This window comes from Synechococcus sp. RedBA-s (assembly GCF_024345495.1).
Classification (GTDB): Bacteria; Cyanobacteriota; Cyanobacteriia; order PCC-6307; family Cyanobiaceae; genus Regnicoccus_A.
The window spans coordinates 15,965-40,126 of the sequence record NZ_JAGQBF010000007.1 but is presented as its reverse complement, the minus strand read 5'-3'; the positions used below and the strand labels follow the sequence as shown (position 1 = coordinate 40,126).

The 24,162-nt window shown below is 63.8% G+C and carries 25 protein-coding genes and 1 pseudogene; 6 read left to right on the top strand and 20 right to left on the bottom strand.

Annotated features, from left to right (window positions below; genetic code table 11):
- Positions 1–729 precede the first annotated feature (729 nt).
- The 12 genes and pseudogenes from KBY67_RS04040 to KBY67_RS03985 all read right to left on the bottom strand — a co-directional run bounded on the left by KBY67_RS04040 (position 730) and on the right by KBY67_RS03985 (position 12,673).
- On the bottom strand, positions 730–1,473 hold the full coding sequence (locus KBY67_RS04040) for a methyltransferase domain-containing protein (protein ID WP_255109001.1): 744 nt from the start codon (positions 1,471–1,473) through the stop codon (positions 730–732).
- A 94-nt stretch (positions 1,474–1,567) separates the two neighbouring features.
- Positions 1,568–2,578: an agmatine/peptidylarginine deiminase gene (locus KBY67_RS04035; RefSeq protein ID WP_255108999.1), complete on the bottom strand. Its 1,011-nt coding sequence runs from the start codon at positions 2,576–2,578 to the stop codon at positions 1,568–1,570.
- A 299-nt stretch (positions 2,579–2,877) separates the two neighbouring features.
- A complete protein-coding gene (locus KBY67_RS04030) occupies positions 2,878–3,654 on the bottom strand; it encodes a CPBP family intramembrane glutamic endopeptidase (protein WP_255108998.1) in 777 nt (258 codons plus the stop codon).
- Positions 3,655–4,022: 368 nt separating this feature from the next.
- Positions 4,023–4,769 carry a hypothetical protein gene (locus tag KBY67_RS04025; protein WP_255108996.1) on the bottom strand — a complete coding sequence of 249 codons (747 nt, stop codon included), beginning with the start codon at positions 4,767–4,769 and terminating at the stop codon, positions 4,023–4,025.
- Between the two features lie 973 nt (positions 4,770–5,742).
- Positions 5,743–6,033, bottom strand: a pseudogene (locus KBY67_RS04020) (site-specific integrase); the annotation flags it as partial.
- Between the two features lie 170 nt (positions 6,034–6,203).
- The gene (locus KBY67_RS04015) at positions 6,204–6,407 is read right to left on the bottom strand and encodes a hypothetical protein (protein WP_255108994.1); all 204 of its coding nucleotides are present in this window, start codon (positions 6,405–6,407) and stop codon (positions 6,204–6,206) included.
- Complete coding sequence (gene fumC, locus KBY67_RS04010; RefSeq protein WP_255108992.1) at positions 6,380–7,774, bottom strand: class II fumarate hydratase; 1,395 nt, start codon at positions 7,772–7,774, stop codon at positions 6,380–6,382. Before fumC ends, KBY67_RS04015 begins: the two co-directional genes overlap by 28 nt.
- Positions 7,774–8,388: a thylakoid membrane photosystem I accumulation factor gene (locus KBY67_RS04005; RefSeq protein WP_255108990.1), complete on the bottom strand. Its 615-nt coding sequence runs from the start codon at positions 8,386–8,388 to the stop codon at positions 7,774–7,776. Before KBY67_RS04005 ends, fumC begins: the two co-directional genes overlap by 1 nt.
- A gap of 34 nt (positions 8,389–8,422) precedes the next feature.
- On the bottom strand, positions 8,423–10,117 hold the full coding sequence (locus KBY67_RS04000) for a DUF3685 domain-containing protein (RefSeq protein WP_255108988.1): 1,695 nt from the start codon (positions 10,115–10,117) through the stop codon (positions 8,423–8,425).
- Between the two features lie 66 nt (positions 10,118–10,183).
- Positions 10,184–10,714, bottom strand: coding sequence for a Fur family transcriptional regulator (locus tag KBY67_RS03995; RefSeq protein WP_399213878.1), 531 nt, complete (start codon positions 10,712–10,714; stop codon positions 10,184–10,186).
- An 86-nt stretch (positions 10,715–10,800) separates the two neighbouring features.
- Positions 10,801–11,562, bottom strand: coding sequence for a 1-(5-phosphoribosyl)-5-[(5-phosphoribosylamino)methylideneamino]imidazole-4-carboxamide isomerase (gene hisA, locus KBY67_RS03990; protein WP_255108986.1), 762 nt, complete (start codon positions 11,560–11,562; stop codon positions 10,801–10,803).
- Between the two features lie 241 nt (positions 11,563–11,803).
- A complete protein-coding gene (locus tag KBY67_RS03985; protein WP_255108984.1) occupies positions 11,804–12,673 on the bottom strand; it encodes a transglutaminase family protein in 870 nt (289 codons plus the stop codon).
- Between the two features lie 221 nt (positions 12,674–12,894).
- On the opposite strand from KBY67_RS03985, the gene KBY67_RS03980 reads away from it, so the two are divergent.
- On the top strand, positions 12,895–13,254 hold the full coding sequence (locus KBY67_RS03980) for a CsbD family protein (RefSeq protein WP_255108982.1): 360 nt from the start codon (positions 12,895–12,897) through the stop codon (positions 13,252–13,254).
- 95 nt (positions 13,255–13,349) lie between these two features.
- Positions 13,350–13,499 carry a lmo0937 family membrane protein gene (locus tag KBY67_RS03975; protein WP_255108980.1) on the top strand — a complete coding sequence of 50 codons (150 nt, stop codon included), beginning with the start codon at positions 13,350–13,352 and terminating at the stop codon, positions 13,497–13,499.
- A 672-nt stretch (positions 13,500–14,171) separates the two neighbouring features.
- Here the strand turns inward: KBY67_RS03975 and KBY67_RS03970 are convergent.
- Positions 14,172–14,882, bottom strand: coding sequence for a Coq4 family protein (locus KBY67_RS03970; RefSeq protein WP_255108978.1), 711 nt, complete (start codon positions 14,880–14,882; stop codon positions 14,172–14,174).
- An 84-nt stretch (positions 14,883–14,966) separates the two neighbouring features.
- Here KBY67_RS03970 and KBY67_RS03965 point away from each other — a divergent pair, with 84 nt between their 5' ends.
- Positions 14,967–15,887 carry an NAD-dependent epimerase/dehydratase family protein gene (locus tag KBY67_RS03965; protein ID WP_255109133.1) on the top strand — a complete coding sequence of 307 codons (921 nt, stop codon included), beginning with the start codon at positions 14,967–14,969 and terminating at the stop codon, positions 15,885–15,887.
- Here KBY67_RS03965 and KBY67_RS03960 read toward each other — a convergent pair.
- A complete protein-coding gene (locus tag KBY67_RS03960) occupies positions 15,856–16,443 on the bottom strand; it encodes a CDP-alcohol phosphatidyltransferase family protein (protein ID WP_255108976.1) in 588 nt (195 codons plus the stop codon). The two genes, KBY67_RS03965 and KBY67_RS03960, sit on opposite strands and share 32 nt — an antisense overlap.
- A gap of 103 nt (positions 16,444–16,546) precedes the next feature.
- Here KBY67_RS03960 and KBY67_RS03955 point away from each other — a divergent pair, with 103 nt between their 5' ends.
- Positions 16,547–16,981 (top strand): CBS domain-containing protein, encoded by a 435-nt coding sequence (locus tag KBY67_RS03955; RefSeq protein WP_255109131.1) that lies wholly within the window; start codon positions 16,547–16,549, stop codon positions 16,979–16,981.
- Here KBY67_RS03955 and pdeM read toward each other — a convergent pair.
- Both pdeM and KBY67_RS03945 read right to left on the bottom strand, forming a co-directional pair.
- Positions 16,964–17,644 carry a ligase-associated DNA damage response endonuclease PdeM gene (gene pdeM / locus KBY67_RS03950; protein ID WP_255108974.1) on the bottom strand — a complete coding sequence of 227 codons (681 nt, stop codon included), beginning with the start codon at positions 17,642–17,644 and terminating at the stop codon, positions 16,964–16,966. The genes KBY67_RS03955 and pdeM overlap by 18 nt on opposite strands.
- A gap of 12 nt (positions 17,645–17,656) precedes the next feature.
- Entirely contained in the window at positions 17,657–18,241 is a 585-nt protein-coding gene (locus KBY67_RS03945; protein ID WP_255108972.1) for a glutathione S-transferase family protein, read from the bottom strand.
- A gap of 32 nt (positions 18,242–18,273) precedes the next feature.
- On the opposite strand from KBY67_RS03945, the gene KBY67_RS03940 reads away from it, so the two are divergent.
- Positions 18,274–20,400, top strand: a complete 2,127-nt coding sequence (locus KBY67_RS03940) for a 4Fe-4S binding protein (protein ID WP_255108970.1) — start codon at positions 18,274–18,276, stop codon at positions 20,398–20,400.
- 18 nt (positions 20,401–20,418) lie between these two features.
- Here the strand turns inward: KBY67_RS03940 and KBY67_RS03935 are convergent, their stop codons facing one another.
- The gene (locus tag KBY67_RS03935; RefSeq protein ID WP_255108968.1) at positions 20,419–20,688 is read right to left on the bottom strand and encodes a hypothetical protein; all 270 of its coding nucleotides are present in this window, start codon (positions 20,686–20,688) and stop codon (positions 20,419–20,421) included.
- A gap of 105 nt (positions 20,689–20,793) precedes the next feature.
- Here KBY67_RS03935 and KBY67_RS03930 point away from each other — a divergent pair, with 105 nt between their 5' ends.
- Positions 20,794–21,030, top strand: coding sequence for a hypothetical protein (locus KBY67_RS03930; RefSeq protein WP_255108966.1), 237 nt, complete (start codon positions 20,794–20,796; stop codon positions 21,028–21,030).
- A gap of 90 nt (positions 21,031–21,120) precedes the next feature.
- Here the strand turns inward: KBY67_RS03930 and KBY67_RS03925 are convergent, their stop codons facing one another.
- The 3 genes from KBY67_RS03925 to KBY67_RS03915 are packed head-to-tail and all read right to left on the bottom strand — an operon-like array spanning position 21,121 to position 24,115.
- A complete protein-coding gene (locus tag KBY67_RS03925; RefSeq protein WP_255108964.1) occupies positions 21,121–22,383 on the bottom strand; it encodes a glycosyltransferase family 2 protein in 1,263 nt (420 codons plus the stop codon).
- A gap of 53 nt (positions 22,384–22,436) precedes the next feature.
- Positions 22,437–23,393, bottom strand: a complete 957-nt coding sequence (locus tag KBY67_RS03920; protein ID WP_255108962.1) for a phosphate ABC transporter substrate-binding protein — start codon at positions 23,391–23,393, stop codon at positions 22,437–22,439.
- Positions 23,390–24,115, bottom strand: coding sequence for a PspA/IM30 family protein (locus KBY67_RS03915; RefSeq protein ID WP_255108960.1), 726 nt, complete (start codon positions 24,113–24,115; stop codon positions 23,390–23,392). Before KBY67_RS03915 ends, KBY67_RS03920 begins: the two co-directional genes overlap by 4 nt.
- Positions 24,116–24,162: the final 47 nt, after the last annotated feature.

Sequence of the window (24,162 nt, the reverse complement as noted above, 5' to 3'; positions counted from 1 at the left end):
GCCTAACGCCAAGATCACTTGAACGCAAGAATCCTTGGTAGACATCAAAGCTCTTTAGGGGGCGTGTCAGATGTATCTTGATGTTTACGGTACTTCATGTCTCCCCAGACTAGGCCATGGGGAAAGACTCGCACGTGTGAAACACCCTTCTTATCGCAGACGGTGCTGAGTGCCCAATCCTGCGGTAATGAACACTGCTGATGCCTCGTGCTCCACGTCAGCCGTGTGCCAGGTGCCAGGAGTATTGACTGCGTACTGGCCAGGACCCAATGTTACGGCCGAACGAGAACCATCAGGATCCTCTTGATGGAGGATCATTGATCCGGACGTGCATAGAATGACTTCGCTTCCATGCGGGTGCATTTCCCACGAATCCCACGAAACGTTGAATTTGTGCATGCTCACGAGACGCCCCTCAGCGCCATCATCTGCATGCCGGCTTATGTATTCCTCGTACCAACTTATTGCACCGGTGAACAATGGTTCAACTTCGGCAGTTGCGCCAAGACCCAGATGCACCGGATGAGCAATGATGTCGCGTGCGCCCATGGATAAATCCCCGAGTCACCATGGGATGGAAGTATATCAGAGAAAATCACAGATGTCTGGATTGGATCCGTATAACGTGTTCCGTATAATCTGCAAATCCGGCCCCGCAGCGTTGCGACCCGAGAATACCTCACACGCCGATTCTTCAGGTTGATACGCTTGTTGGACAGCGGGCAAGCGCTAGCGGTATGCCACCACGAACGTCCGCTTGAAGGGAAACAGCACGCGTCCGTCCTTCTGCGGCGGATACGTCTGGCGCACCATCTCGCTCAGACGCGACACGAACATCCGCGTTTCATCCTCCGACTCGAGAGCAGCCAGGAACGGACGTAGGCCTGTGCTCGCGATCCAGTCCACGATCGCCGCAGACGAATCCATGACGTGGAAATACTCCGTCTCCCAGATGTCGACGGAACGGGCGTGCGGGCTGAGGCAGTCGTAGTACAGGCCCGGCGGCTCCATCGTGAGCTCGCCGAGCGGCCCCGACATCCGAGGTGTCCACGGACCGTCGAGCGCGATGCCGTGAATGAGGTGGCGGACGGCGGCGAAGTCAGCGCTGGGGATCTGGAAGCCGAGCGCACCGCCGGGCGCGACGGCCCGGAACAGTCGTTCGACGAGTGCGCAGTGATCAGGCAACCACTGGAGAGCCGCGTTGGAGAACACGACGTCGAAGCCGGCCGAGGGGGCCCAGTCCTCGATGCCCGAGACGATCCACTCTTCGAACGGCTCGTCAGCGCGAGCGGCATCGATCATCTCAGGCGAGCTGTCCAGCCCGACCACATGCGCCTCGGGCCAGCGTTGCCGCAGCACCCGCGTGCTGTTCCCCGGTCCGCACCCCAGATCGATGACGGTCGCAGGACGCTCGACAGCGATGCGCGATGCGAGATCGACCGACGGTCGGGTTCGCTCGTCGCCGAAGCGCATGTACTCGCCAGGACTCCACGATCCCACAGCTTCTCCGTCAATCCAACGCCCAGCATCAGCTGCGGCGTGAGGCGCAGTCAGCTGCATGCTCTTGTTAGGCCGCCGGCTCTTGTTGCGTAGCACAGTGAATGCTACCTCCACCCGCAGCGATGCCGTCAATGGCAACCTGTTCAATTACCCGGTCGGGGAACGCCTTCTCCAAGGCTTTCTTGGCGGCAAGGTCGGCTTGCGCGTCGCCGAACTCCTGCATGATGACGGCCGCATTGCACACATAAAAGCCGATGTAGCCAGCCGCGAACTCGTCTGTTGCGTAGGCCTCGCGGATGGTCGTCGGCCCTTCGAGAACGATGACCTCCAGTTTGCGGCCGCCTGCATCTGCGGCAGCCCGGAGAATCTCCAGATGCCGCTTCGTAATCTCGTGGTCATAGGATTCGGGATCCGGGTCATAGCCTGCGAGCACGATGCCGGGGCTGGCGAAACGGGCATAGAAATCAGTATGTCCGTCGGTGATGTCCTTCCCCCTGATGCCGGGCAGCCAGATGATCTTGTCTAGCCCTAGCAGCGGCATCAGCTTGTCTTCGAACTGGGCTTTCGAAACGCCAGGATTCCGGTTGTCGTTCAGGACGCAGCTTTCCGTGATGATGGCGGTCCCATGCCCGTCAACCTCGATACAGCCGCCTTCCAGGACGAGGTCGGTGTTGATCACGCGCGCCCCCGCGTGCCTTGCCACCAAGGCGGCCACCTTGGCGTCCCGTCCGAACTCTTGCTTTTCGCCCCAGCCGTTGAAGTTGAAATCAATGGCTGCCTTGCGCCTCTGCTCGGTCAATACGAAGGTCGGGCCCGTGTCCCGCACCCACAGATCGTCCAACGGACATGCGATCAAGTCCACCGACGGCCCGACGAGGGAGCGCGCCACGTCAAGTTCACTTGGGCGCGCAAGCATGGACACCGGCTCGTGACGGGCAATGGCCTTGGCGACTGTCGCGAGATTGCGCCGAACTTCCGGGAGCAGCTTTCTGCCCCAAATGATCTCGCTCGCACCGAAAGCCATCCAGGTGCGGTCATGACGCTCGGCCTCGTCGGGCATGAACCACTTGTCATCCAAGTCTCTTGCATCTCTTGTGCGCACCGCTGCACAGCCCATGAGAAGCCCGGTCGTTAGCATGCCCGTGCTGTGCAAGAAGTGCCTTCTCGTGGTCATGTTTTCCTTCTCGGCCTAACGCTCCAGACCAGCGGCGAAGCAGACCGCAATGCATACATCAGACATTTCTGGCCGCGCCCGCTGGATCTTGATGTTAGGCAACCTAAGAAACAGATGATAGGGACAGTATCAAGTCTGAAGACACCCATAAGGGCTTATAGCAGTATAGAGAAGCATTTTATCCTGTCGGCACCTATGAAGCGTTACCCATGCCGGGCTTGCGCATTCCGCTCCCAACGAAGGACTGCGATTACGCAAGCTATCGCGATGGGGTACACGGAGTATTGGATAGAGGAGGGTTCTCTGCCAACAGCGACATTTAGGAACAAGGCGCTGTCCCAAAGCCCATGTAGAACCATTGGTAAAATCAGCGTGCCGGACATGCGGCGAAGAGCGTAGAAACCACTGCCCATGATGAATGTCAATAGCACTTGTACGGGCATGGCCCATAGCGGAAATCCGAAGAGGACATTGGGAATATGCATTGCAGAAAACAAGAAGGAGCTGATCAGCCATACCTTGCCTTCGCCCAGACGGCTTCGAAGGCCCACAATCAGACTTCCCCGAGTAATCATTTCCTCGCCGAATCCAACACCCAAAGCTCCGAGTATTGACCAAGCGAGAAGCTCAAACGTGAGCGGTTTCGAGGCCGCACCCAAGAAGTTAATCAGAATGATTCCCGCCATCGCGATAGGAAGTGTCCAAATCCATCTGGGGCCGGACTTCGTCCTGTCGAACAGAACTATGCGCCACCATCCCAGGATAGTGATGGCAGCCACAAGGAACGCGCATCCGAATAAAGTTGGAAACGCATACCATAGCTTCATGTTTTGCGCATTCTCGCCAATCCGATTGTAATCAACCCTAGTTGTGATCCATGTGGCAAAGAATATTGCCAGATAGCCCAGATATAGCTGAACTCCGATCCATACAGTTGGCTTGCGGCTCGAGGCGCTCTGCTCAGCAGTTATTGAGTCCATGTTTGGCGACAGGTAGGAAAAGTACTATACGCTGGAATTCTTTCGTCTGCAGTGACTAAAGATGAAGCCGTGAGATGTTAACTGCTCTGAAGACTGCGAATCGGAAAAGCGCGCCCAATACTGTCCTGTTCTGCACTTAGGGGCCATTGCCTTGCGATCGGACTAGGCTTTCCAGAGTCACCTATTGATTCCATCACTGGATTGAAGGCGGCCTATTTCTTTCTGGATTTCACAGGTCAAGCTCCCCAATTGGAAGCAATCATGTCTTCGGCTGTGCGAATTGTACTGAAGGGCATCACGTCAAGCTCAAGGCCGCCGATTTGAGGACCGGCGACCTTGGGCGATCAATGGCCTAAGCGATCAGACGATCACTTGCACTTGCTCGGCTCGGTGTAGGTGATCGACTGATAGCGCCCATCGGTGGTACGCACCGCCACGCAGTTTTTGGTACGGGGCTGCTGCCAGTAGGTGAAGGCACTGTCGCCGAGCTGGTCGCCACCCCGGTAGGTGTACCCCTTGCTGGTCAGCTCGCTCTCGGCATTGGCGCCCTTCACCCCCACCAGCGACTGCAGTGCGCTCACCGGGGTTCCCACGCGGGCGGCTTCGCTGCTGCCGCCGCCTTTGGCAGATCCTCCGATCAGAGCGCCGATCAGCCCTCCAAGCGCGACACCGACCAGGGTGGCGCTGGTGGCCTTCTGGGGCTGGTCCTGGAACTGCGCGTCAGGGTTCTGCGCGGTGTCGAGCTTCACCGAGAGGCGATGCTCTCCCCCGTCGGCGTTCCACAGGAACAGGTCGTGGTCGGGCTTGGCGTTGTGGCGCACGTTCACGATCCCGTCGTAGGTCTGCAGTTGCAGGGCCTGAGGACTGGGGCCAGAGAAGTTGAAGTCGGTGCCGTCATCGAGCTTCACCACAAACGCATCGGTGCCGCCGGCCGCCTTGTGCTTGAAGCTGCAGTGGCCGTTGAAGAGCAAATTGCCCGCTCTCTCCAGCTTGCAGCGGCCGGCTGCTCGCACCAGCGTCTCGGCGGACGCGAGCTGGTGGAACGGAGCGGACGCCGTGAACAGCAGAAGGCCAGGACCCAGCAGGGCACCGGCGCGTTGGAGGCGAATCTTCATAGGGAAGTCGGAGGACGGCAGGAGGGCTGTCCCAGTGCGTCGCGACTGGAACAGCGCGATGATATTCGCTGACCGCCGCCTCGTTCGAGCCTTGTGCTTGAAAGCTGAGATCCGCCGGACAGGATCCCCATCCCGCAGAAGCGGCTGGAGAGTTGTCAGCATATCGTGACAGGCTGATCCCTGCTGGTGCAAGTATAGCAATCGGAATCGATATTAAAGCTGAGCAATGAAGGTCAACCCGTTAGCATTGTCCATCGGCCTTGCTCCCCTTTGGCTGACCGTGTTCACGGGCGCTAATGCATTGACATATAATGTTGACGCTATTTTAAGTGGGGCAATTCAAACTACTACTGGCGAACAAACCGGTTTTGCAAGAGTCTTCGGATCCATTTCATTCGACGAAAGCTTGGTAGGAACTACGCCTAGCTTTGCTGTCAACCCTGTCATTAATTTGCGGCTCGGCAGGGTGCAAACCACCGCACAAGCAGCCAGCTTGATAATTATAGGCAATCAAATGTGTTTAAACGTAGTTGGCTGTAATGGTACTGCACCACTTAACATATCGGCCCCGGGGACTGGGATTTCGAACGGAACAGGTGCGGATCCGAACTTCTTCTTTGAAAGTCGAAATGAGAGACAGTTTAAGCTTGACTTAAGCAATCCTCTGCTTTTTCCGCTGCCCGGCCAAACCTTTAATCAGGCTAGCAACTTTAGTTTATTTTCTGGTCAATTCGAGTGTGGTAGGTCTGTATGTAACGCTAATACCCGAGTTACATTCAATGCTTTCGTCCCTAGTGACGGTCAATTTACATCTCAAGTAACTACTATCCCCTTCAATTTCTCGCCGCTGACTCTGCTCCCTCTCGTCGGTGCGTACCGTGCTCTGAAGAAAAGGTACTCGTGCGCGAACGTGTAGTTTCTTCTAGATCTTTTTCGGTTTGTCCGCTAACTCTTTTCTTCTGCGGCGCGGGAGTCAGAGAACTTTCGATCTTCGCAATCCATGCAGGCACCAGTGTGAACCGCGGCAGAGAGCGTAGTTGTCAGCAGGAATCGATGGCAAATCGTTCATTGGTCCCCGCAACCCTGCCCATTTCCTGCGGTTCGGCCCGGTGCTCTCATCAGGCAGCACTGCCAGCGCCTGGTTCTGGGTTGAGGCGCTCACCTGCAGCTCCACCGCCAGGTGGTTCAGGAACGTATTCACCTCCGCGTTTCCCATCTCCCGAGGGTGGCGCATTGCGTGGAAGCGCAGGCAACGCCGCAGCCACTGCTCGTAGGTTTATACGGTACGGCGGGCGTAGTGGCGCACCTGTAATTCCTCCCGGTACCGCTGGATCAGGCCCGGTGGGCGCGAAGAGCTGGTCATGGGTCAGGGGAGTTCGCCACTTTCTGAGGATTCCCACCCACAACGCTTTCGAAATCAAATTGCCGGATCGCTCACGCAGACCCAGCTACAGCACAGGCCTGCTGCAGCCGTTGGGCATTCTCTCGGTAGGAGTAGTCGTTCCACAGCTGATCGATGGCGGCCCGCAGTCGCAACGCTGACACCTGCTTCAAGGACACTTCGTCGCTGAGTGATTTCAGTACCGTGTTGAGGCCGCCATGGGGCTCGCTCACACCATCGCCTCCGGCTTCACCCACCGATCGAACTCCTCGGCGTTGATCTCGCCAAGCACCAGGGCTGCTTCCTTGAGGCTAAGCCGGTGCTCGTGGGCATGTTTGGCGATAGCGCAGGCGCGGTCGTAGCCGATCGCCGGGGTGAGAGCCGTCACCAACATCAGGCTCTGATCCAGCAGAACACTGATGCGACTCTCATTGGCCGCGAGCCCTTCGATGCAGTGCTCGCGGAAGCTGGTGCAGCCGCCGGTGAGCAGCTCGATGCTTTCCAGCATGTTGTGGGCGATCAGCGGCTTGAACACATTGAGCTCGAAGTTGCCCTGGCTGGCCGCCATCTGCACAGCGGTGTTGTTCCCCATCACCTGCACGGCCACCATCGTGAGGCTTTCGCACTGGGTGGGATTCACCTTGCCCGGCATGATTGAGGAGCCTGGTTCGTTCTCCGGCAAGATCAACTCGCCCAGTCCACAGCGAGGTCCGCTGCCGAGCCAGCGGATGTCGTTGGCGATCTTCAGCAGGCTTCCGGCCAGCACCGTGAGGGCGCCATGAGCTGCCGCCAGGGGTTCATGGCCCGCCAGGGCCTGGAACTTGTTCGGTGCGCTGCTGAACGGCAGGCCGATCCGTTCGGCCAGCCGTGCCGCCACCTTCTCGCCGAAGCCTGGGGGGGCATTGAGTCCGGTGCCCACCGCCGTGCCGCCGATCGCCAGCTGGCGCACCTGGGGCAGCGTGTGGCGCAGACTGTCGAGCCCCAGCTCCAACTGGGCCACATAGCCGCTGAACTCCTGGCCCAGGCTGAGCGGCACAGCATCCTGCAGGTGGGTGCGGCCGATCTTGATAATCCCTGCAAACTTCTCCGCCTTGGCATAAAGGGCTGTGATCAGCGCCTCCACGGCCGGAATCAACCGCCTCTCTAGTTCCAGCACGACCGCAACGTGGAGGGCGGTGGGGAAAGTGTCGTTGCTCGACTGGCTCAGGTTGACGTGGTCGTTGGGGTGGACCGGCGCCTTGCTGCCCAGCGTGCCGCCAGCGGCCTCGATTGCCCTGTTGGCGATCACCTCATTGACGTTCATGTTGGTCTGGGTGCCCGAGCCTGTCTGCCAGACCTTCAGCGGGAACTCCTGATCCAGAGCCCCGCTCGCCACCTCCTCGGCGGCGACCACGATCAGCGCCGCCAGCTTCGGAGCGAGCTTTCCTTCGGTTTGGTTCACCTCGGCGCAGGCCGCCTTGAGTTGACCGAAGGCCTGCACCACCTCCAACGGCATTGCCGCACCGAAAGGGAAATTTCGTATCGAGCGCTGGGTCTGGGCGCCCCAGTAGTGCTCCGCCGGCACTTCGATGGCACCGAGGCTGTCGCTTTCGCGGCGTGTGGGGGCTACCGGCTGGATGGTCATCAGCCTGCGGGCACCACTTCGCTGTTCAGCTCATTGAAGCTGCGGGTGGCACTGGTGTTGGCGCTGCCGGCGGGATTGAGTCCGGTGGCCTTGTTCAGGGCTTCGCTGATGGATTCTGTGCTCACCTGCCCCTTGCCGTCGAACACCACGCGGCCGGCGGGATCGAGCACCACCACCTGGGGGATCAGACCCTTCCAGTAGTGGGCGGGGTCGTTGCTGCCCTCCTCGGACCGGTTCTGGAGCTGATCGGTGGTGAGCGGAATGATCTCGACCCTCGATCCCCACAGCCGCTGCAGCTCCGAGACCACGGGGGCGAACTGCTTGCTGTCGGCGCTGTCATCGAGATAGAAGATCAGCACCACGGGCCGGTGGTCAGCCAGGGCCTCGGCGAGGCTGCTGCGGGGCGGCACCAGCGAGCCGTTGCCGGCATAGAGCGAGTAGATGTTGCCGTCGTAGCTGTTGGTGGTGAGGGCCGCCGCCGCTGGAGACGCCGGGGCCAGCAGCAGCCAGGCGCCAAGGATCAGACTGAGCAGACCGGCCCTGAGGGCCGAGAGGGGAGCGGCTTGGCAGCCGAAGCGGGCAGCTTGGAAGCCGAGGCGGGCAGGGAGGCGCAACCGAACACCAGATGGGCTGGGGCCATTGTGACCCTCAGGGCCTGCTGATGCCTCGCCCGAGCCCCTGGAGGATCCCGCGACCCACCAGGCCGATGGCACGACCGATTACCTGGGTGAGCACCACCACGATCAGATCACCGACGCGCTGCAGCAGGGCCCGCAGCTGCGGTGCCAGGGCGTCGCGGGCCTCCAGCGCCAGGGTGACGCTCTGCTGCAGCCAACCCAGCTGGCGCAATTCCTCGTCGCGGGGTTCGGTGAGCAGCAGCGGGCAGATCGTTCCCCCCTCTTCGAGGCGGTAGAGCCGCCGCTGGCTCTCGTAGAGCTGGATCGGCTTCTCGAACCACTCGCTCCAGCGCTGCTGAGCATTGAGCTGGTTGCGCAGGCGCTCCAGGCTGCGGGTGGCGATCAGCTCCTTCACCAGCAGGTAGCGGCGCAGCTCCGGCCAGTCGCCGCAACTGGCCAGCACATCGGCGCTGATGCGCTCGGCGCTGCGGATCACCCAGTTGCTCACCAGGGCCTCGAGGTAGAGCAGAGCCTGGGGTTCGTCGGGGGCCAGCAGGCGACCGTCCACCAGCAGCGGCTGGGCCGTGAGCAGGGCCGCCAGCATCGGCTGGCTGGGGGGCAGTTCCGGGTCGTCGAGATCGAAGCTGCCCTGGTTAGTGAGGGTGTCGGCCACAGGCAGCAGGGCCCCCTGCTGGGGCAATTGCACGTAGGGGCCGGCCATCTGGCGCAGGGCCTGGCGGCGCAGTTCCGGCTGCAGGTTCAGCCAGCGGCCCTGCAGGTCGTCGCCGCGCAGGCGCTCCTGGCGCAGCTGCAGCAACAGCAGATCCAGCTGGCTCAGCAGGGCCAGGAACAGGTCCCGCCGCCGCTCCTGGCTCAGGCCCTCAAGGGCGAATAGCTCGGCGCTGTCCTGGCGCAGCAGCGGCCCCTGGCTGGCCTGGCTCAGGCGTTGGTGGATCGCCTCCCACACCGCCACGGCGGTGCGCTGCCGCAGGGTGATGGCGGTGCTGCCGCCGCTGGGGGGGCGGGGTTCATGCGCAGGGCTTTTCGGCTCCGGGGGCAGTCCTGTGGCCCCCCAGGCCATCGACGCCGGCCCCCAGAGCCAGATCAGCATGGTCCGAGCGGAGCACAGTTCCCGCTGCCGGCCTTCCAGGATCAGCTGCAGCAGCAGGTTGGCGGGGGGAGGATCCAGCAGCCGGCGGCCGAGTTCCAGCTCATGATCGATCTGCTGCAGGCCGCTGATCAGCAGCCACTGGCCGAGCCCCATCGTTCCAGCTTCCCAGACGCCACCCGAGTTGTCAGTTACGCCGGAGCTGCCTTCCCCGTTCAGAGCCACCACCCGACCCCCCTGAAGCAGGGTGGCCACGGCCTCCAGCAAGGCTTCTGGCTCGGGCTCCTGCAGCAGTCCCGCGGCTGGAAGCTGCAGCAGCCACTCGCTGCTGCAGCCGGGCCGGGCGGGAATCAGCAGGAGCAGGGGCGCCGGCAGCCAGCGCTGCTCTAGCCGCTCCAGCTCCAGCAGCAGGTTGCCGGGATGGATCGGGGCCTCCAGGCTCCAGATCACCAACTGCGGAGCGCCTTCAAGCTCAGAAGATTTGCCCGCCACCCGGCAGGGGGGGCTCGCCTCCGCGAGCAAGCTGCTCAGTCCCTGACGCAGCAGGGGCTGGGCCAGCAGCAGCACCTGGGACCTGGGGGTCCCGGCAGCCCCAGTGGCGGCCGCAGGCTCAGTCACGCGCCGGTTCGGTACATGGGCTCAAGGTAACGAGCGCGCGCGAGAAACTCCAGGGCCGAGATCGGATCAGGGCCGGCGGCGGCCGTAGAGCTGGAGGGTGTACGACTCGATGCTGTAACCGGTGAGATCCTCGATCTGCTGCACCAGCTCCTGGGGTAAGACCACGTCGAGGTCCTCGATCTCGCCGCTTTGCAGGCAGGTGAGGTGACTGTGGGGATCACTGCGGTAGCCGTAGAGCCGCCCGCTGGCGCGATCGAGGCACTCGATCACACCGGCTGATTGCAGGGCTTCGAGGTTCTGATAGACGGAGGTGTGGCCGATGTTGCGGCCCTGGACATTGAGGCGCTCGAAGATGTCGCGGGCACTGAGGTGACGGCGATCACTCCAGAGCAGCTCCAGCACCATCCGCCGCTGGCGGCTCAGGCGCATGCCCAGATCACGGCAGCGCCGGAACGCCTGGGCCACCGTGGCGCGCAGGTCAGCTGGGGACGAATCCAGCTGAGCGCTCTCGCCGGCAGCCCCAGCCGACTCTCCGCCGAGTGATGGGGTTTCTCCGGAACTCACCGGCACGGCTGTGGTGGTGACGGCGACGGACACGTTGACGCTGGCCAGATCAGGAATCTTCCTTATGTTAAAGGCCGGGATCGAGCATCTGGCTCCATGCAGGGGTGAGCTCCTTTCGATCAGCAGAGCGAGGCATCGATGGGGTCCTGCAGTCGCGCGGATCCCACCGCCTGCAGAGCTTCGCCAAGATCGACACTGCCATCGTAGAGAGCACGGCCCACGATCACTCCCTCCACCCCCAGCGGAGCCAGGCTGAGCAGGGCCAGCAGGTCGGTGACCGAGCCCACGCCTCCGGAGGCGATCACTGGGAGGGAAGTGGCTTCGGCCATGCCCCGCAGGGCCTCCAGGTTGGGCCCGGCCAGGGTGCCGTCGGTGGCGATGTCGGTGCTGATGATCGCCGCCACGCCGCTGCCCTCGAAGCTGGCGGCCAGCTCGGTGGCCACGGTGCGGCTGTCCTCAATCCAGCCGCGGGTGGCCACCAGGCCGTTGCGGGCATCGATGCCCACGACGATGCGGCCGGGATGGCGGGCCGCCAGCTGCCGCACCAGCTCTGGCTGCTCGATCGCCACGGTGCCGAGGATGACGCGATTGAGGCCGCAGGCCAGCAGGTCGTCGGCCCGCTCCGCGGTGCGCACGCCGCCCCCGAGCTGCACGGGGATCGTGAGGGCGGCGGTGATGGCGCGCACTACGGCATCGTTGACGGGCAGCCCGCTGCGGGCCCCGTCGAGGTCGACCAGGTGCAGTCGTTCGGCCCCCTGCTCCTGCCAGGAGAGGGCCTGGGCCACCGGATCGTCGCTGAAGCGGGTGACCTGGTCGTAATCGCCTTGGTGCAGGCGCACGCAGTGGCCGTCGAGAAGGTCGATGGCGGGGATGATCTGCATGGCGGGGCGGTTGGAGCCGTGGTCATCGCACATCCTCGCTGGGTGGCGTCCATTCCTGGTGGCTTGCCAGGAGTTGCCGGTGATGCTGATGGCTCTTACGACGCTCTCGCTTCCTCGCTCAAGCCGTAGCCAGTAGCCTGCTTTCATCTGATTCAGAGCCTCAGTCGGCGGCTGATGGCTTCGGTGTTGGTGCTGGGTATGGAGATCAGCATGGCAACGCATCGTCTCATTGTTGTGCAGCTCATTGTTGTGCAGCTTCAACCCATACCTTCATCCCAGTCAGGTTGACAGGTCCAAACTCGTTGGCCAGGGCAACATCGGCTGCATCCTTGCCATAGGCAATCGCGATCCGATTTCCCTTTGGCAGGGTCTGAGTGGGATCAAAAATATACCAGCGACCTCCGACGAAGACTTCAAGCCAGGCGTGGAGATCCATGGGCTCAAGCTTGTAAAGATAGCCCACCACCATGCGAGCAGAAATGCTGAGGCTGCGGCACAAAGCAATGCCTAGATGGACAAAGTCACGACAGACGCCGACTCGTGTGCTGACGGTATCAAGCGCAGATGTTGAGGCGTTGCTTGTGCCATAGCGATACTCAACATTGGCATGAATCCAGCTGCTTATTGCTTCGACCTGGTCATAGGCAAACTCATGGCCTTCAACAATCGTACGTGCCAAGTCACTCAGTAAATCGGACTGACAGTAACGGCTTGGCAACAGAAACGGCAGAGCGTATTCAGGCAGCTCGTGCACAGGAACAAAAGCGGCTCCTGGCGCGATATCAATTCGATCAGCGGTTTCGACTGTGACTGTATTTTCGACTTGAAAGCAGCCTGGAGCGATCAGAAGCCGCTGGCAGAGATTGCCATTGATGTCAACGAAATCTGTGGCGACAGAATCCGGCCTGACTTCATTCGTCTCTCGTACAACCCTTTGTCCAGGTCCACTGCGTGGTCGCAGCATCACGATCAGCGAAGAAGGAGCGGATGCCTCAAAGAGAAGTTGGCAGCCTGCATTGAGACGCATATCCTTGCTGTTGAGCTGGAATCTGTATTGATCCTGTGATTTTAGTTCAGTCTTAGGTTTTTGCCATCCTGCTGGCTCGGTCATCCGTCAGCGATGGCGATAGCCGGCCATCGGGCCAGTAGCCCTGCCAGTTCCCGGTTTTTTTGTCACGTGCAGTCAGGCGTGCAATAAATCGATTATCGACCCAGGCGTCTTGCTGTGCCTGGACTTTGAGCCGTTGCGAGCGGTGGAGTCGAGGAGGAGAGGACGGTGATGCGGTTGCAGCCCGGCGGCATGTTTAGACCTTGGGTTGGAACAGCCTCGGGATGTCCCCTTGGGCTCACCTGGTCAGGACTCTCGTCGTCGCTTTTGCAGCAGCGCTGAACGTCTGCTCAGTGATCCCACCATGGTCAGTCATGGCAGCATCAGCAGATCTTTGTTCCTTCAGTCCAATCGCACTGAGTACCATGCCCAATCGATTAGATGCACAAGCAAAAGAAACGGAAGGCCGTCTTGAATCCGCCTATGGCGAACTGACTGGTGATACCGGACACCAGATTCAGGGCAAGGCAAAGCAGGTGCAGGGATCAGCCATGAATGTGGCAGTAGACCTGAAGGCGGAGGCTAGGTCAGGAGCGAAGACTGTCGCTGATGCGGCGGAACGACTTGCCGACAATCTCAGCTGATCGATTCTTGGACGGCATCCAGGCCGGAGTGGGTCCGCCATCCTGGTGGGATGCGTCCATGACCCTCGCTATACATCATCACTCGGAAAATCATCATGCTGGAAACGATCGTTGTCGTGCTGGTCGTTCTATGGTTGGCTGGCTTGGTTGCCTCCACGTCCTTGGGAGGATTGATTCACTTATTACTGGTGATTGCTGTAATCATTATCATCTTTCGTTTTCTCAGTGGGAATAGGGGAATCTGATCGATGGGGGGCGAATGGAGTTGGCCATGACAGCAGATTCCCGTGTCAAGGCGATTCCTGGCCTTTGATTGCTTGTTCGCATGAATACCTTTGGGTGACCTTTCTTTTGATGGCCCTAGGAAGGACGGTATGGAGTGGCAGAACAGGCCAATGGATCGCTTAACGGCTAGCTGCAGATCGTTGGTAGTTTGGCTCTTTCCCTTTCATCAAAAACTGAGGGTTTCCTGACGGATCTCATTTTATTTACCGTTGCACTCGTGGTTGCCGTAGTCGTCTTGCTTCTCCACATTTTCGGATTGATGGACTCGATTCGTGGGGTCATGGTCGGACTCTGAGTCGTCAGGTATTAAGGACTGAAAGCGGGCCTGGTCTCCTGCCCTCCTGCTCTCCTGGACTGCTGCTCTGAATCCGGCAAGGGAAGGTATGTCGTGAGGCGAGAAAATCAGTGCTGTGGAAACTGCCGCTTCTGGAAGAGCTGGCATGGGAACTCCAGTTCTCCCCCACCCCTGGGTAGTTGCCGCCGCTATCCCCCTTCAGAAAAGGTTGCTCTCGACGAGGCTGAGCGTCACGACAACATCACGAGGTGGGCCTATAGACACCCCGCAACCCAGCGGAGCGATTGTTGTGGGGATTGGCGGTTTGGCCGTTGAGAGCAAGGGGTGATCTCTGTCCCTACACCTGCACGGTTGTGCCCAGCCCATAGGATTCGAGATCGGCAGGCTCGCGGATTCCCAGCTCCTCGCGCCAGCTTTGAACCGGCCGCTCCCAGCCCTCCTCCCAGCGCACCGCCGCCAGGCAGGAGGCCGCGCGTGCGATGGCCATTGCCTGGGCCAGGGCGGCGCTGAGCTGCTCGAAATCGAGCTGAACAGCGCCATGCGGGCTCTGCTGGCGGAAACTGTTCAGTTGGGCGGCGCTGTTGAGCAGCACGTAGGCAGGGAAGCCGATCTGGTTGGCGGTGATCATCAGCACACCGTTCTCTCCCACGGGGCCTGTGCCGAAACCCGTCACCACGTGGTGGATGTCGTGGGTGGTGGCGATCCGCTGGGTCAGCCAGCGCGCCTCGGTGTCGATGGGGCGGGGCCGGAAGAATTCAGGGTCGTAGTTGAGCTCGCGGATCAGCTGGGCGTATCCGCGGCCAAGGCTGCCCACTGGCATCTGGATCATGCGCTCGATGTCCGGCTGCAGGGGCGGGTAGCGCTGGTCCATCATCTCGCCACCCCCCGGCACGGCGCGGAAGCGGCGCACGCAGGCGTCCATCTGGGGGCTCTTGAGCATGTTGTCGACCAGATCGGCCACCGAGTGCAGATCGCCGCCGCTGCGGCCAATGGCCGCCAGCAGCTTGAGGTTGTTCACGGAGCGCAGCAACTCGGTCCAGCGCGGCATGGTCTGACGGTCGATCTTTTCTAAACAGCATTTCAGTGGCAGCCGCCCCGGCCGCTTGAATGGCGCCCTCCCCGCTGAATGACCGTGCAGATCCTGGTGATGGGTGGAACCCGTTTCATCGGCAAGCCGCTGGTGGCTCATCTGCTCGCCGCCGGGCACGAGCTCACCCTCTTCACCCGCGGCCGCCAGCCCCTGCCCGAGGGCGTGGAGCATCTCTCGGGCGACCGCAGCGACCCCTCCGCCCTGGAGCCGCTGCGGGGCCGCGACTTCGACGTGATCATCGACTCCAGCGGCCGCAGTGGAGCCGACAGCCAGGCGGTGCTGGAGCGCACGGGAGCTCCGAGCTACCGCTTCGTGTACGTGAGCTCCGCCGGCGTCTATGCCGACAGCGAGCTCTGGCCCCTGGATGAGGACGCAGCCACCGACCCCGCCAGCCGCCATGCCGGCAAGCTCGACACCGAGGCCTGGCTGCGCCAGCAGGCGATTCCCTTCACCAGCTTCCGCCCCACGTACATCTACGGACCTGGCAACTACAACCCGGTGGAGAGCTGGTTCTTCGATCGGATCGTCCACGGCCAGCCGGTGCCCCTGCCCGGCGATGGCACCACCATCACCCAGCTGGGCCATGTGAGTGATCTGGCCACAGCGATGGCCCGCTGCCTGGATGTGGAGGCCGCGGCCAACCGCATCTACAACTGCAGTGGCGCCAAGGGCGTTACCTTTCGGGGCCTGGTGGCCGCGGCGGCGAGGGCCTGCGGCGTCGAGCCCGAGGCCGTGGAGATCCGCAGTTTCGATCCCTCTGGCCTCGATAAGAAAGCCCGCAAGGCCTTCCCCCTGCGTCTGGCCCACTTCCTCACCGACATCCACAGGGTGCAGAGGGAGCTGGCCTGGTCGCCCGCCTTCGATCTCGAAACCGGCCTGGCCGATAGCTATAGCAACGATTACGCCCTGCGCGGAGCCACCACCCCAGACTTCAGCTCCGATCAGGCCCTGCTGGCCGGCTGAGGCCTGCCCTCAGGTAGCTGGCGCCTGAACTGAACGCCAGCAGCAGCGAGGGCCAGAACAGCCACCAGCCCAGGCTGCGCAGGCCGTTGGCCAGGGGCCAGGTGAGCGGCCAGAGCAGCAGTAGCAGGGCCGTGAACTGGAGCACGGTCTTCGCCTTGCCGGCGGCTGAGGCCGGAGCGCCGCTGGCCTGGTCGGCCCGCCAGCCGGAGATCAGCAGCTCGCGCGCCAGCAGCAGCCACACGGCCCAGAGGGGCAGGGTCCCTTCCCTCGCCAGCCAAAGCAGGGGGGCGCTGATCAGGATCTTGTCGGTGAGCGGGTCAAGCCGTGCCCCCCAGACCGAGCCGCCGCCTGAGCGCCGGGCCAGCCAGCCGTCGGCCCAGTCGCTGAAGCCGCCCAGCAGCAGCAACGCCCAGCCCAGGCCCGCCTGACCGGCGCCGAGGGCCAGCAGCAGGGGCAGTCCCAGAAAAGCCCGGGCCACAGTGAGTGCGTCGGCCAGGCGGCGTGCCAGGGGAACGGCGGGCCGCCCGCCAGCGGATTCAGGTGTTGAAGGAGTCATGGCGGCGGGGCCTGGGCGGGCCCCCACGCTGGCCTAGAACCCTTGCAGACGCTCTGCACCGATGACTCCCGACACCCCAGGAACCGTACGGGTGGCCGACGCGATGTCCACACCAGTGCTGTCGGTGACACCGACCACGCCGCTGCAGGAGGCGGTGAAGCTGATGAGTGATCACCACATCAGCGGCCTGCCCGTGCTCGATGAGCAGGGGGCCCTGATCGCTGAACTGAGTGAGCAGGATCTGATGGTGCGGGAGAGCGGCTTTGATGCCGGCCCCTATGTGATGCTGCTCGACGCCGTCATCTACCTGCGCAACCCCCTCGACTGGGATAAGCAGGTGCACCAGGTGCTCGGCAATACGGTGGGCGATGTGATGAGCCGCCATCCCCACAGCTGCAGCGCCGAGGTGTCGCTGGCGGCCGCCGCCAAGCTGCTGCACGACCGCTCCACCCAGCGGCTGTTTGTGCGTGAGGGGGAGACCGTGGTGGGGGTGCTCACCCGTGGCGACGTGGTGCGCGCCCTAGCGGCCGAGGGCTGAGGTTCGCCAGGGCACGATCGCCCCGTCAGCCACCAGCCAGATCTGCTCGCGCGGATCGCAGGGCTGTCCGCCGGTGAGCTGCCCGAAGGAGGGCAGCACCAGCCTCTCGCCAACGGCGTTGTAGCTGAAGCAGGGCAGGCGCAGTCGGTCGCTGCGGTTGCCGATCAGCGCCACAGGGTGCAGGTGGCCGCAGACGTGCAGAAGATCGCCAGACCCGGAAGGGGGCAGGTCTTCGGGGCCATGGCTGAGCCAGAGACCCCCCCGGGCCGTAGCTGGCTCCTGGGGCAGTCCCTCAATCCAGCTGCCGCGTTCGTGGTTGCCGCCGATCAGCCTCACGGGGCAGCCCAGCAGCTGGGGCAGGGCTCTGAGTTTCTGGCGCAGCTCGGTGGTGAGGCCGATCCGGCTGTGGATCAGATCGCCCAGCACCACCACCTCCCGGGGCCGCCAGCGGTGGGCCAGGGTCAGCAGAGCGTTGAGGGTGCCGGCATCCCCGTCACTGGGCAGGGCGATGCCGTGGCTCTGGAAGGTCTCGGCCTTGCCCAGGTGCAGGTCGGCCAGCAGCAGCAGCTCCTGCAGGGGATCCCAGAGGGCCTTGGCTGCTAGCAGCTCCAGCCGCTGCCCCCGCCAGTGGAAGGGAGCCCGATCAAGGGGTTGATCCGCCATCGCCGCGTGCGCTCAGGCTGTGGCCATCGCCGCCTGGTAGGCGGGCCGGGTGCGGGTGGCCTCGATCGTGGCCTGAACCGCCGGGTAAGGGCTCAGATCGAGTTGGGGGAAAAAGACCGGCAGGTAAGCCAGGTGGGCGTTCACGGCGCAGTCGGCCACACCCCAGGCCTCACCGATCAAGGGGCTCCCTTTGGCCAGGAGTTGGTCGAGAGCGGCCATCAGCCGTGGAAACTCCCGCTCCCGGGCCGACTCCACGAACAGGGCCGTGGCCAGGGTGGCATTGGCGAACAGCACCCACTGCTCGGCCAGGGCCCGTTGCTCGGAGCTGGTGAACTCTTGGCCGTAACGATCAGCGAGGTAGAGCAGGATCGCGCCGCTCTCGAACAGGCGCAGGTGGCCGCCCAGAGGGGTCTCGGCGCTGGCGTCCTCCAGGACCGGCACCTTGCCGAAAGGATTGAGGGCCAGGAAGGCCTCCTGCCGGTGCTCTCCAGCCTGCATGTCGAGTAGGCGCCAGGTGTAGGGAATCTCCTTCTCGGCGAGATACCAGCGCGGCATCGAGGCCCTCGAGCGGGCTCCGCCGTAAAGAGTCAGCGTCATGGGATGGGTGCGGTACAGATCCTCGCCGCAGAATGCAGCCTCATCAGCAGGAAGCGCCAGTGGCCGACAGCCTGCTCAATCTGGCGCCCCATCTGGTGGGCCGCGCCCGCCGCGGCATTGTCGGCGACAGCCGTTACGCGCGCACCCTGAGAGAGGCGGTGCGGGCGGCCTCTCTGGATTCCAGGGGGGGTGCCCTGTTGATCAGCGGCGAGCCGGGCCTGGAGAAGGACAACATCGCCGCGTTGATCCACTTCGGCTCTCCCGCCCGGCGGCTGCTGATGCTGCGGCTCGACGGCGCGCTGCTGCGGGGCGATGGCGCCGAGCTGTTCGGTGCCGCCGGCCGTGGCGGTGAGACCTCCTTCCTGGAGAACCCCGAGGTGGGAGCCCTGCTGATCGACAAGCTCGATCGGGTCGATCCCCAATTGCTGCCTGCCCTGCTGGAGCTTGCCACGAGTGGCCGCTGGCAGGCACCGGATCCAGCCGAAGCCCCCCACCACTTCCCCGGCCGGGTGTTCTTCACCACCGAGGCGGTGGTGCCCAGTTTTGAGCGTGCCTGCACGCTGATTCGGGTGCCGCCGCTACGGGTCCGGCGCCAGGACCTGGGCGACTGGCTGCGCTACGACCTGCGTCTCAAGAGCCGGGCCCTGGGCTGGCCGGTGGCGCCGGTGGTGGGCACGGAGCTGATCCGGCGCCTGCAGACCCGTGACTTCCCTGGCAACGTGCGCGAGCTTGAGGACCTGGTGGAGCGGGCTCTCCGCCAGCTGCCGGTTCCAGCCGATGGCGAGCCGCCGCCGGAGCTTCCGGAAGAGGTCTTCTGGCCCCCCTCCCGTCAGATCCGCCCGCGCTTCGACCTGTGGCGCTGGAAGCCCTCCCTTCGCTTGTGGATGCGCTCACCACGGCTGTGGAACGCCCTGCTCTTCGGTCTGGTGAGCTGGGTGTTCGTGCTGGTGAACCTGTGGCTGTGGCTGGGTCCCCAGGACCGTGCCCACAACGGGGTGCTGAACCTGTTCTGGGCCTGGTGGTGGCCCCTGATCCTGCTTGGGTATCCCCTGGTGGGCCGCCTCTGGTGCTCCTTCTGCCCGTTCATGGTCTGGGGTGAGATCAGCCAGAAGCTGGCCGCTGCCCTGGGCTGGCAGCCCCCCCGCTGGCCGAGGGGGGAGACCGACCGCTGGGCAGCGCCGGTCCTGGCCGCCGGCTTCGCCGCGATCCTGCTCTGGGAGGAGCTGGCGGATCTGGAGAACAGCGCCCGCCTGAGCAGTGTGCTGTTGCTGCTGATCACCGCCGGCGCCGTGATCGGTTCCCTGCGCTTCGAGAAGCGCTTCTGGTGCCGTTATCTCTGCCCGGTGGGGGGGATGAACGGCCTGTTCGCCAAGCTCTCGGTGCTGGAGCTGCGCGCCCAGGTGGGCACCTGCAGCGGCAGCTGCAGCACCTATGCCTGCTTCAAGGGCGGTCCCGCCGATGGCGAGGGCCTGGCCACGGCGGGCTGTCCGCTGGGCACCCACCCCGCCCACCTGGAAGACAACCGCAACTGCGTTCTCTGCCTCACCTGTGCCCAGGCCTGCCCGCACCGCTCCGTGCAACTGAGCCTGCGGCCCCCCGCCGCCGATCTGCAGCGGGAGATGGCCCCACCCGATGGTGAGGCGGGCCTGATCCTGGTGCTGGCCGGGGGTGTCTGCCTCAAGTTCTGGGATCGCCTGCTGGGCGGTCTGCCCCTGGCCCCCGAGAGCCTGCAGGAGGGTCCCCTGCTGCCGCGCCTGGCCTTTGCGGTTCTGGCCCTGGCGCTGCCCTCGGCCCTGGCCTTGCTGGCGCTCCGGCTGGGCAGTTGGCTGACGCCACCGGCCCGGGCCGCCCGGCGCGTGCGCCTGGGGCTCTATGGCCTGCTGCCCCTGCTGTGGGCCCTGCTGCTGGCGCGGCACCTGCCTGTGGGGATGGCGGAGGCGGGCCGGCTGCTGCTGGTCAGCTTCCAGCAGCCCCTGCCCAGCTGGAGCGCCGATCAGCACGTGATCGCCTTCTGCCAGAGCCTGGTGCTGCTGGTGGGTGTGGGCGGCTCGCTGGTGCTGCTGCGCCGCCTGCTGCTGAACAGCCGGGCAGCCCTGTGGTGGGGCAGCGCCGCGGCAGTACTGCTGGGGGCGGGTGGGCGCTGGCTGGTGGCGGGGTAAGTGGCCGCCGCCGAGGGTTCACTGAAATGCGCAAAGACGCCGGATATCGGAGCTGTTGTAGAGGCTGCGCGTGTCACCGGGGCTGGCCACCGCGAAGTTGTGCTCCTTTGTGAGCAGGTTGGCGGCACCGAGGCGGTTGGCGATCTCCACCTGCTCCAGGCCGTAGCTGCTGCGCCAGAGACGGCAGTCGTGGCGGGTGTTCTGGCTGTCGGCGGCGGCCCTCGCCGCGGCGGCGGTCGCCAGCAGGGCGGTGATCGCCAGGGCGGGCCCAAGGCAGCGGTGGCTCATGGCGGCGGCATTCAGCGGTGTCCAGTGTCCAACCGGATGTGTTCCTCTTGCTACACCAAAGACGGGGCGCTCCGCCAGGATTTAGCCATGGATGGAGAGCCCCCAGTGACTCGACGACGCCTCCAGCGCCAGCTTCCCGGCGAAACCCGCCACTGGCTTGAGTGCCGCCTGCACGCCCTCGAAAACCTTGAACAGTTCGAAGAGGCTTATGCGTTGCGGATGGAAATGGCCGAGTGGCTGCTGGAGGGCGGCCATGACCAACCGGTGAGCAACCTCACCGTGGCGCGGCTGCTGCGCGATGGAACCGTGCTGATGGATTCCCTGCTCAGCGACCCGACATAATCAGGCCAGAAGGCTTCCCCCCCATGACCATCGCCCTGCTGATTGCCCTGGTGGGCTCCTTGGTGCTGATGAACTGGATCGTCAAGAAACTCAGTAAGGCCTGAGGGACCGGCCCCGCCAGGTCCAGCCGCGCCCCGTGCTGGTTTTCCAGATCGATGCCGGTGCGATCGCGCCAATCACCAGCCCTCCCATCCAGGCCAGCCACCAGTGGCGCAGGCCGAGCCCGAAACGCCAGCGGCTCCAGATCCGTACCGCCAGCTGCAGGGCCACCCCCACCAGGGCGGGCGGCAGCAGGAATGGCCAGGCCAACGGTTGCTGGATTGACTGCAGGCCCGCCAGCAGGAGCAGCAGCCAGGGGCCGCTGAACAGGCCCAGCACCACGGCGCCACTGGCAAGGGTGAGCAGCGGGTTGCGGCTCAGGCCCAGATGCCAGTTCTTGGTCCAGCCCTCCCAGAGCGCGCTGAAATCGGGATACATGCGCAGCTCCAGCAGCTCGATGCCGAGCATGTAGCGCAGCCTGAGGCCCCTCTCCTTAATTGCCCGCGCCAGGGCAAGATCTTCCACCACCTCCGCCGCCAGGGCTCGATGACCCCCGATGGCCTCGTAGCTGGAGCGGCGGAAGAGCATGAACGGACCAGCCGCAAAGGCCGTGTCGTCGTTTGGATCATTGGCGCGGGCGATCGGGAAACCCAGGCCCAACAGCGCCACCACGATCGGTTGCACCACCCATTCCGCCAGGCAGCCGCAGCGGATGCGTGGGGCGAGGGTGAGCAGATCAGCGCCGCTGCGGCGGGCCTCGGCCACGGCGCTGGCCAGGGCCGCCGGCGCCACGGTCACATCGGCATCGATGAACAGCAGCCACTCCGTCGCGGCGGGGTCCGGATCGGGAGTGGGGCGCTGGCTCAGCAGCCGCACCGCTTCACTGCAGGGCCAGTTCTTGCCGCTCCAGGTCTCGCCTGCGGGGCGTGTCCCGCAGCGCAGTACCTTCAGGGGCGGTGACGGGAAGGCTCCGGTCTTGATCAGCGCCTCCAGCCCCTCGACGGTGCCGTCGCTGGAGTCATCGTCGGCCACGATCAGCCGCCAGTTCAGCCCCTGCAGTTCGCTCGCCAGCAACGCTGCCACGCAGCCGTTGATCCTGGTTGCCTCGTTGTAGGTCGGCACGATCACGCTCAAGAAGTCGTCGCTGCCGACCTCAGCTGCGCCTGTTGAGGCGCCCGCGGGGGTGGTTTCTTTGGCCCCCAGGCGCGGAGCGCGCCCCATCGTGACCTCGAGGGCCAGCAGCAGCACCAGTAGCCCGAAGGCCGCAAGCCAGCCAACCGCCAGCAGCAGCTGAAGCACGATTGCCATGTTCATCGGGCCAAGCCCATGGGGGCCCACTTTCGCCGCTCAGCCAAAGCCGGCCTGGCTCAGGGGCCCTTCACCGCGCTCTGGACTCTGGCTTTCCCTTCGGGGGAGAAGGCGAAGCCGAGGAAGGCCTTGACGGCTTCGGAGGCGGGCTCGCGGTACACGTAAAACAATGGGCGCTGGAACGGATACGACTGGGCTTCGGGGGTGACGCCGTCGATTGGCAGCACCCGCACCGTTTGCTGGTCGGCCACCTGGGCGTAGGTGGCATAGCCGATGCCGTCGGTTCCCAGCAATCGCAGCATTGGGGTGGTGGCATCACGGGCGAGGGTGGTGATGGTGGAGTTGGTTCCGAATTCGCCGCCGCCGAGCACGACCGTGCGGAAGGCCGCGCGGGTGCCACTGACACTGGGGCGGTTGTAGACCCGTATCGGACCGTCGCTCCCCCCGAGGGTGGCCCAGTTGTTGATCTCCCCGCGAAAGATCTGAACCGTCTGGTTGCGCGAAAGCCCCCGGCGGAAGGGATTGGCTACTCCCACCACAATGGCGATGCTGTCCTGGGCCACAGGGACCGCCACCAGACCCTGTCCCTGCTCCGCGCTTGTGAGAGGGCGGGAGATCGCCGCCAGGGTGATGTCACCGACCAGCAGGCCCTGGAGGCCGTTGTCGGAGCCGACGGCGGCGGTCTGCACGGTTGCGCCTGGATAGGCGCGCTGGAAGCCGGCCTTGAGGGCTTCGTTGATCAGCACCATGCTGGTGGATCCATCGATGGCCACAGTGGTGCCGGCCGGCACGCTCGCTAGCCGCGCAAAGCTCAACCCAGCGGGCGGTGCACTTGCACCGGGTGCGGCGGAGGGCCCTGCCGGCAGCCCCGGCAGGGTGGGTTGCAGGCTGCTGTGCAGCTTCAGCTGCGGCAGCAGCAAGCGCCAGGCCGCGAAGGCGAGGACGGCCAGGAGGATGTAGGCGATCGGCGGCAATCCTTTGCGGCCGCTGCCGGGCTCGGAGTTCTTGATCGTCATGGTTGGTGTGCCTCCGGCAGCGGCTGCATGGACCCTGAGGAGAGGGCTTTCAGGCGCAGCGACACCTCCTCGTCCAGGCTGAGTTGATCCAGATCGGCCGCCAGTTTCTCCTGGGGGTTGTCGGAGAGTTCAGCCAGGGCGGCGCTGCGCAGGTGGCGGCCTTCAACGGCACTCCTGGCGGATTCGAAGGAGGAGCGGGCGGAGCCGATGTCGAAGTCGTTGTTCACCTTGGCGATCGACTCCAGGGCCGAATTGATTTCTGCCAGATCCTTCATGTTCTGCATGTCGGAGCGGTATTGCTCCAGCTTCAGTCGTTCGCGATTGAGTTTGTCCTTGGAGCTGGTGACAAACAGCTCCGCTTGCTGCACCTGGGCCTCGAGGGTGGGGAGCAGTTTCTCGATCTGAATGGCCCGACTGATCGCCAGGCGAGCGGCCTCCTCCTGGCCGGCCTTCTGGGCCAGGACCCCTTGGTTCTCGAAGCCCTTCAGCTCCTGAACTTTTTGCTCGTATTTCTTCTTGGCCCGTTCGTAGGACCCCACCTGTGTGGCCACGGCCGCCGCCAGCTTCTGCACCGATTGCTGCATCGTCTGCAGGGATTCCTCGGCCACGGCGACGGCCACGGGACCACCGGATTCCACCGGTAATCCCCACAGCCAACGCCAGCTGCCCAGCACCACCCGTCCGGCCCGGTCGCCCATCAACCAGTAGATGAAAGTCTTCACGGCAGGCCAGAAGGTGAATGGTGGATCGGCTTCAGGCTAGGGATCAT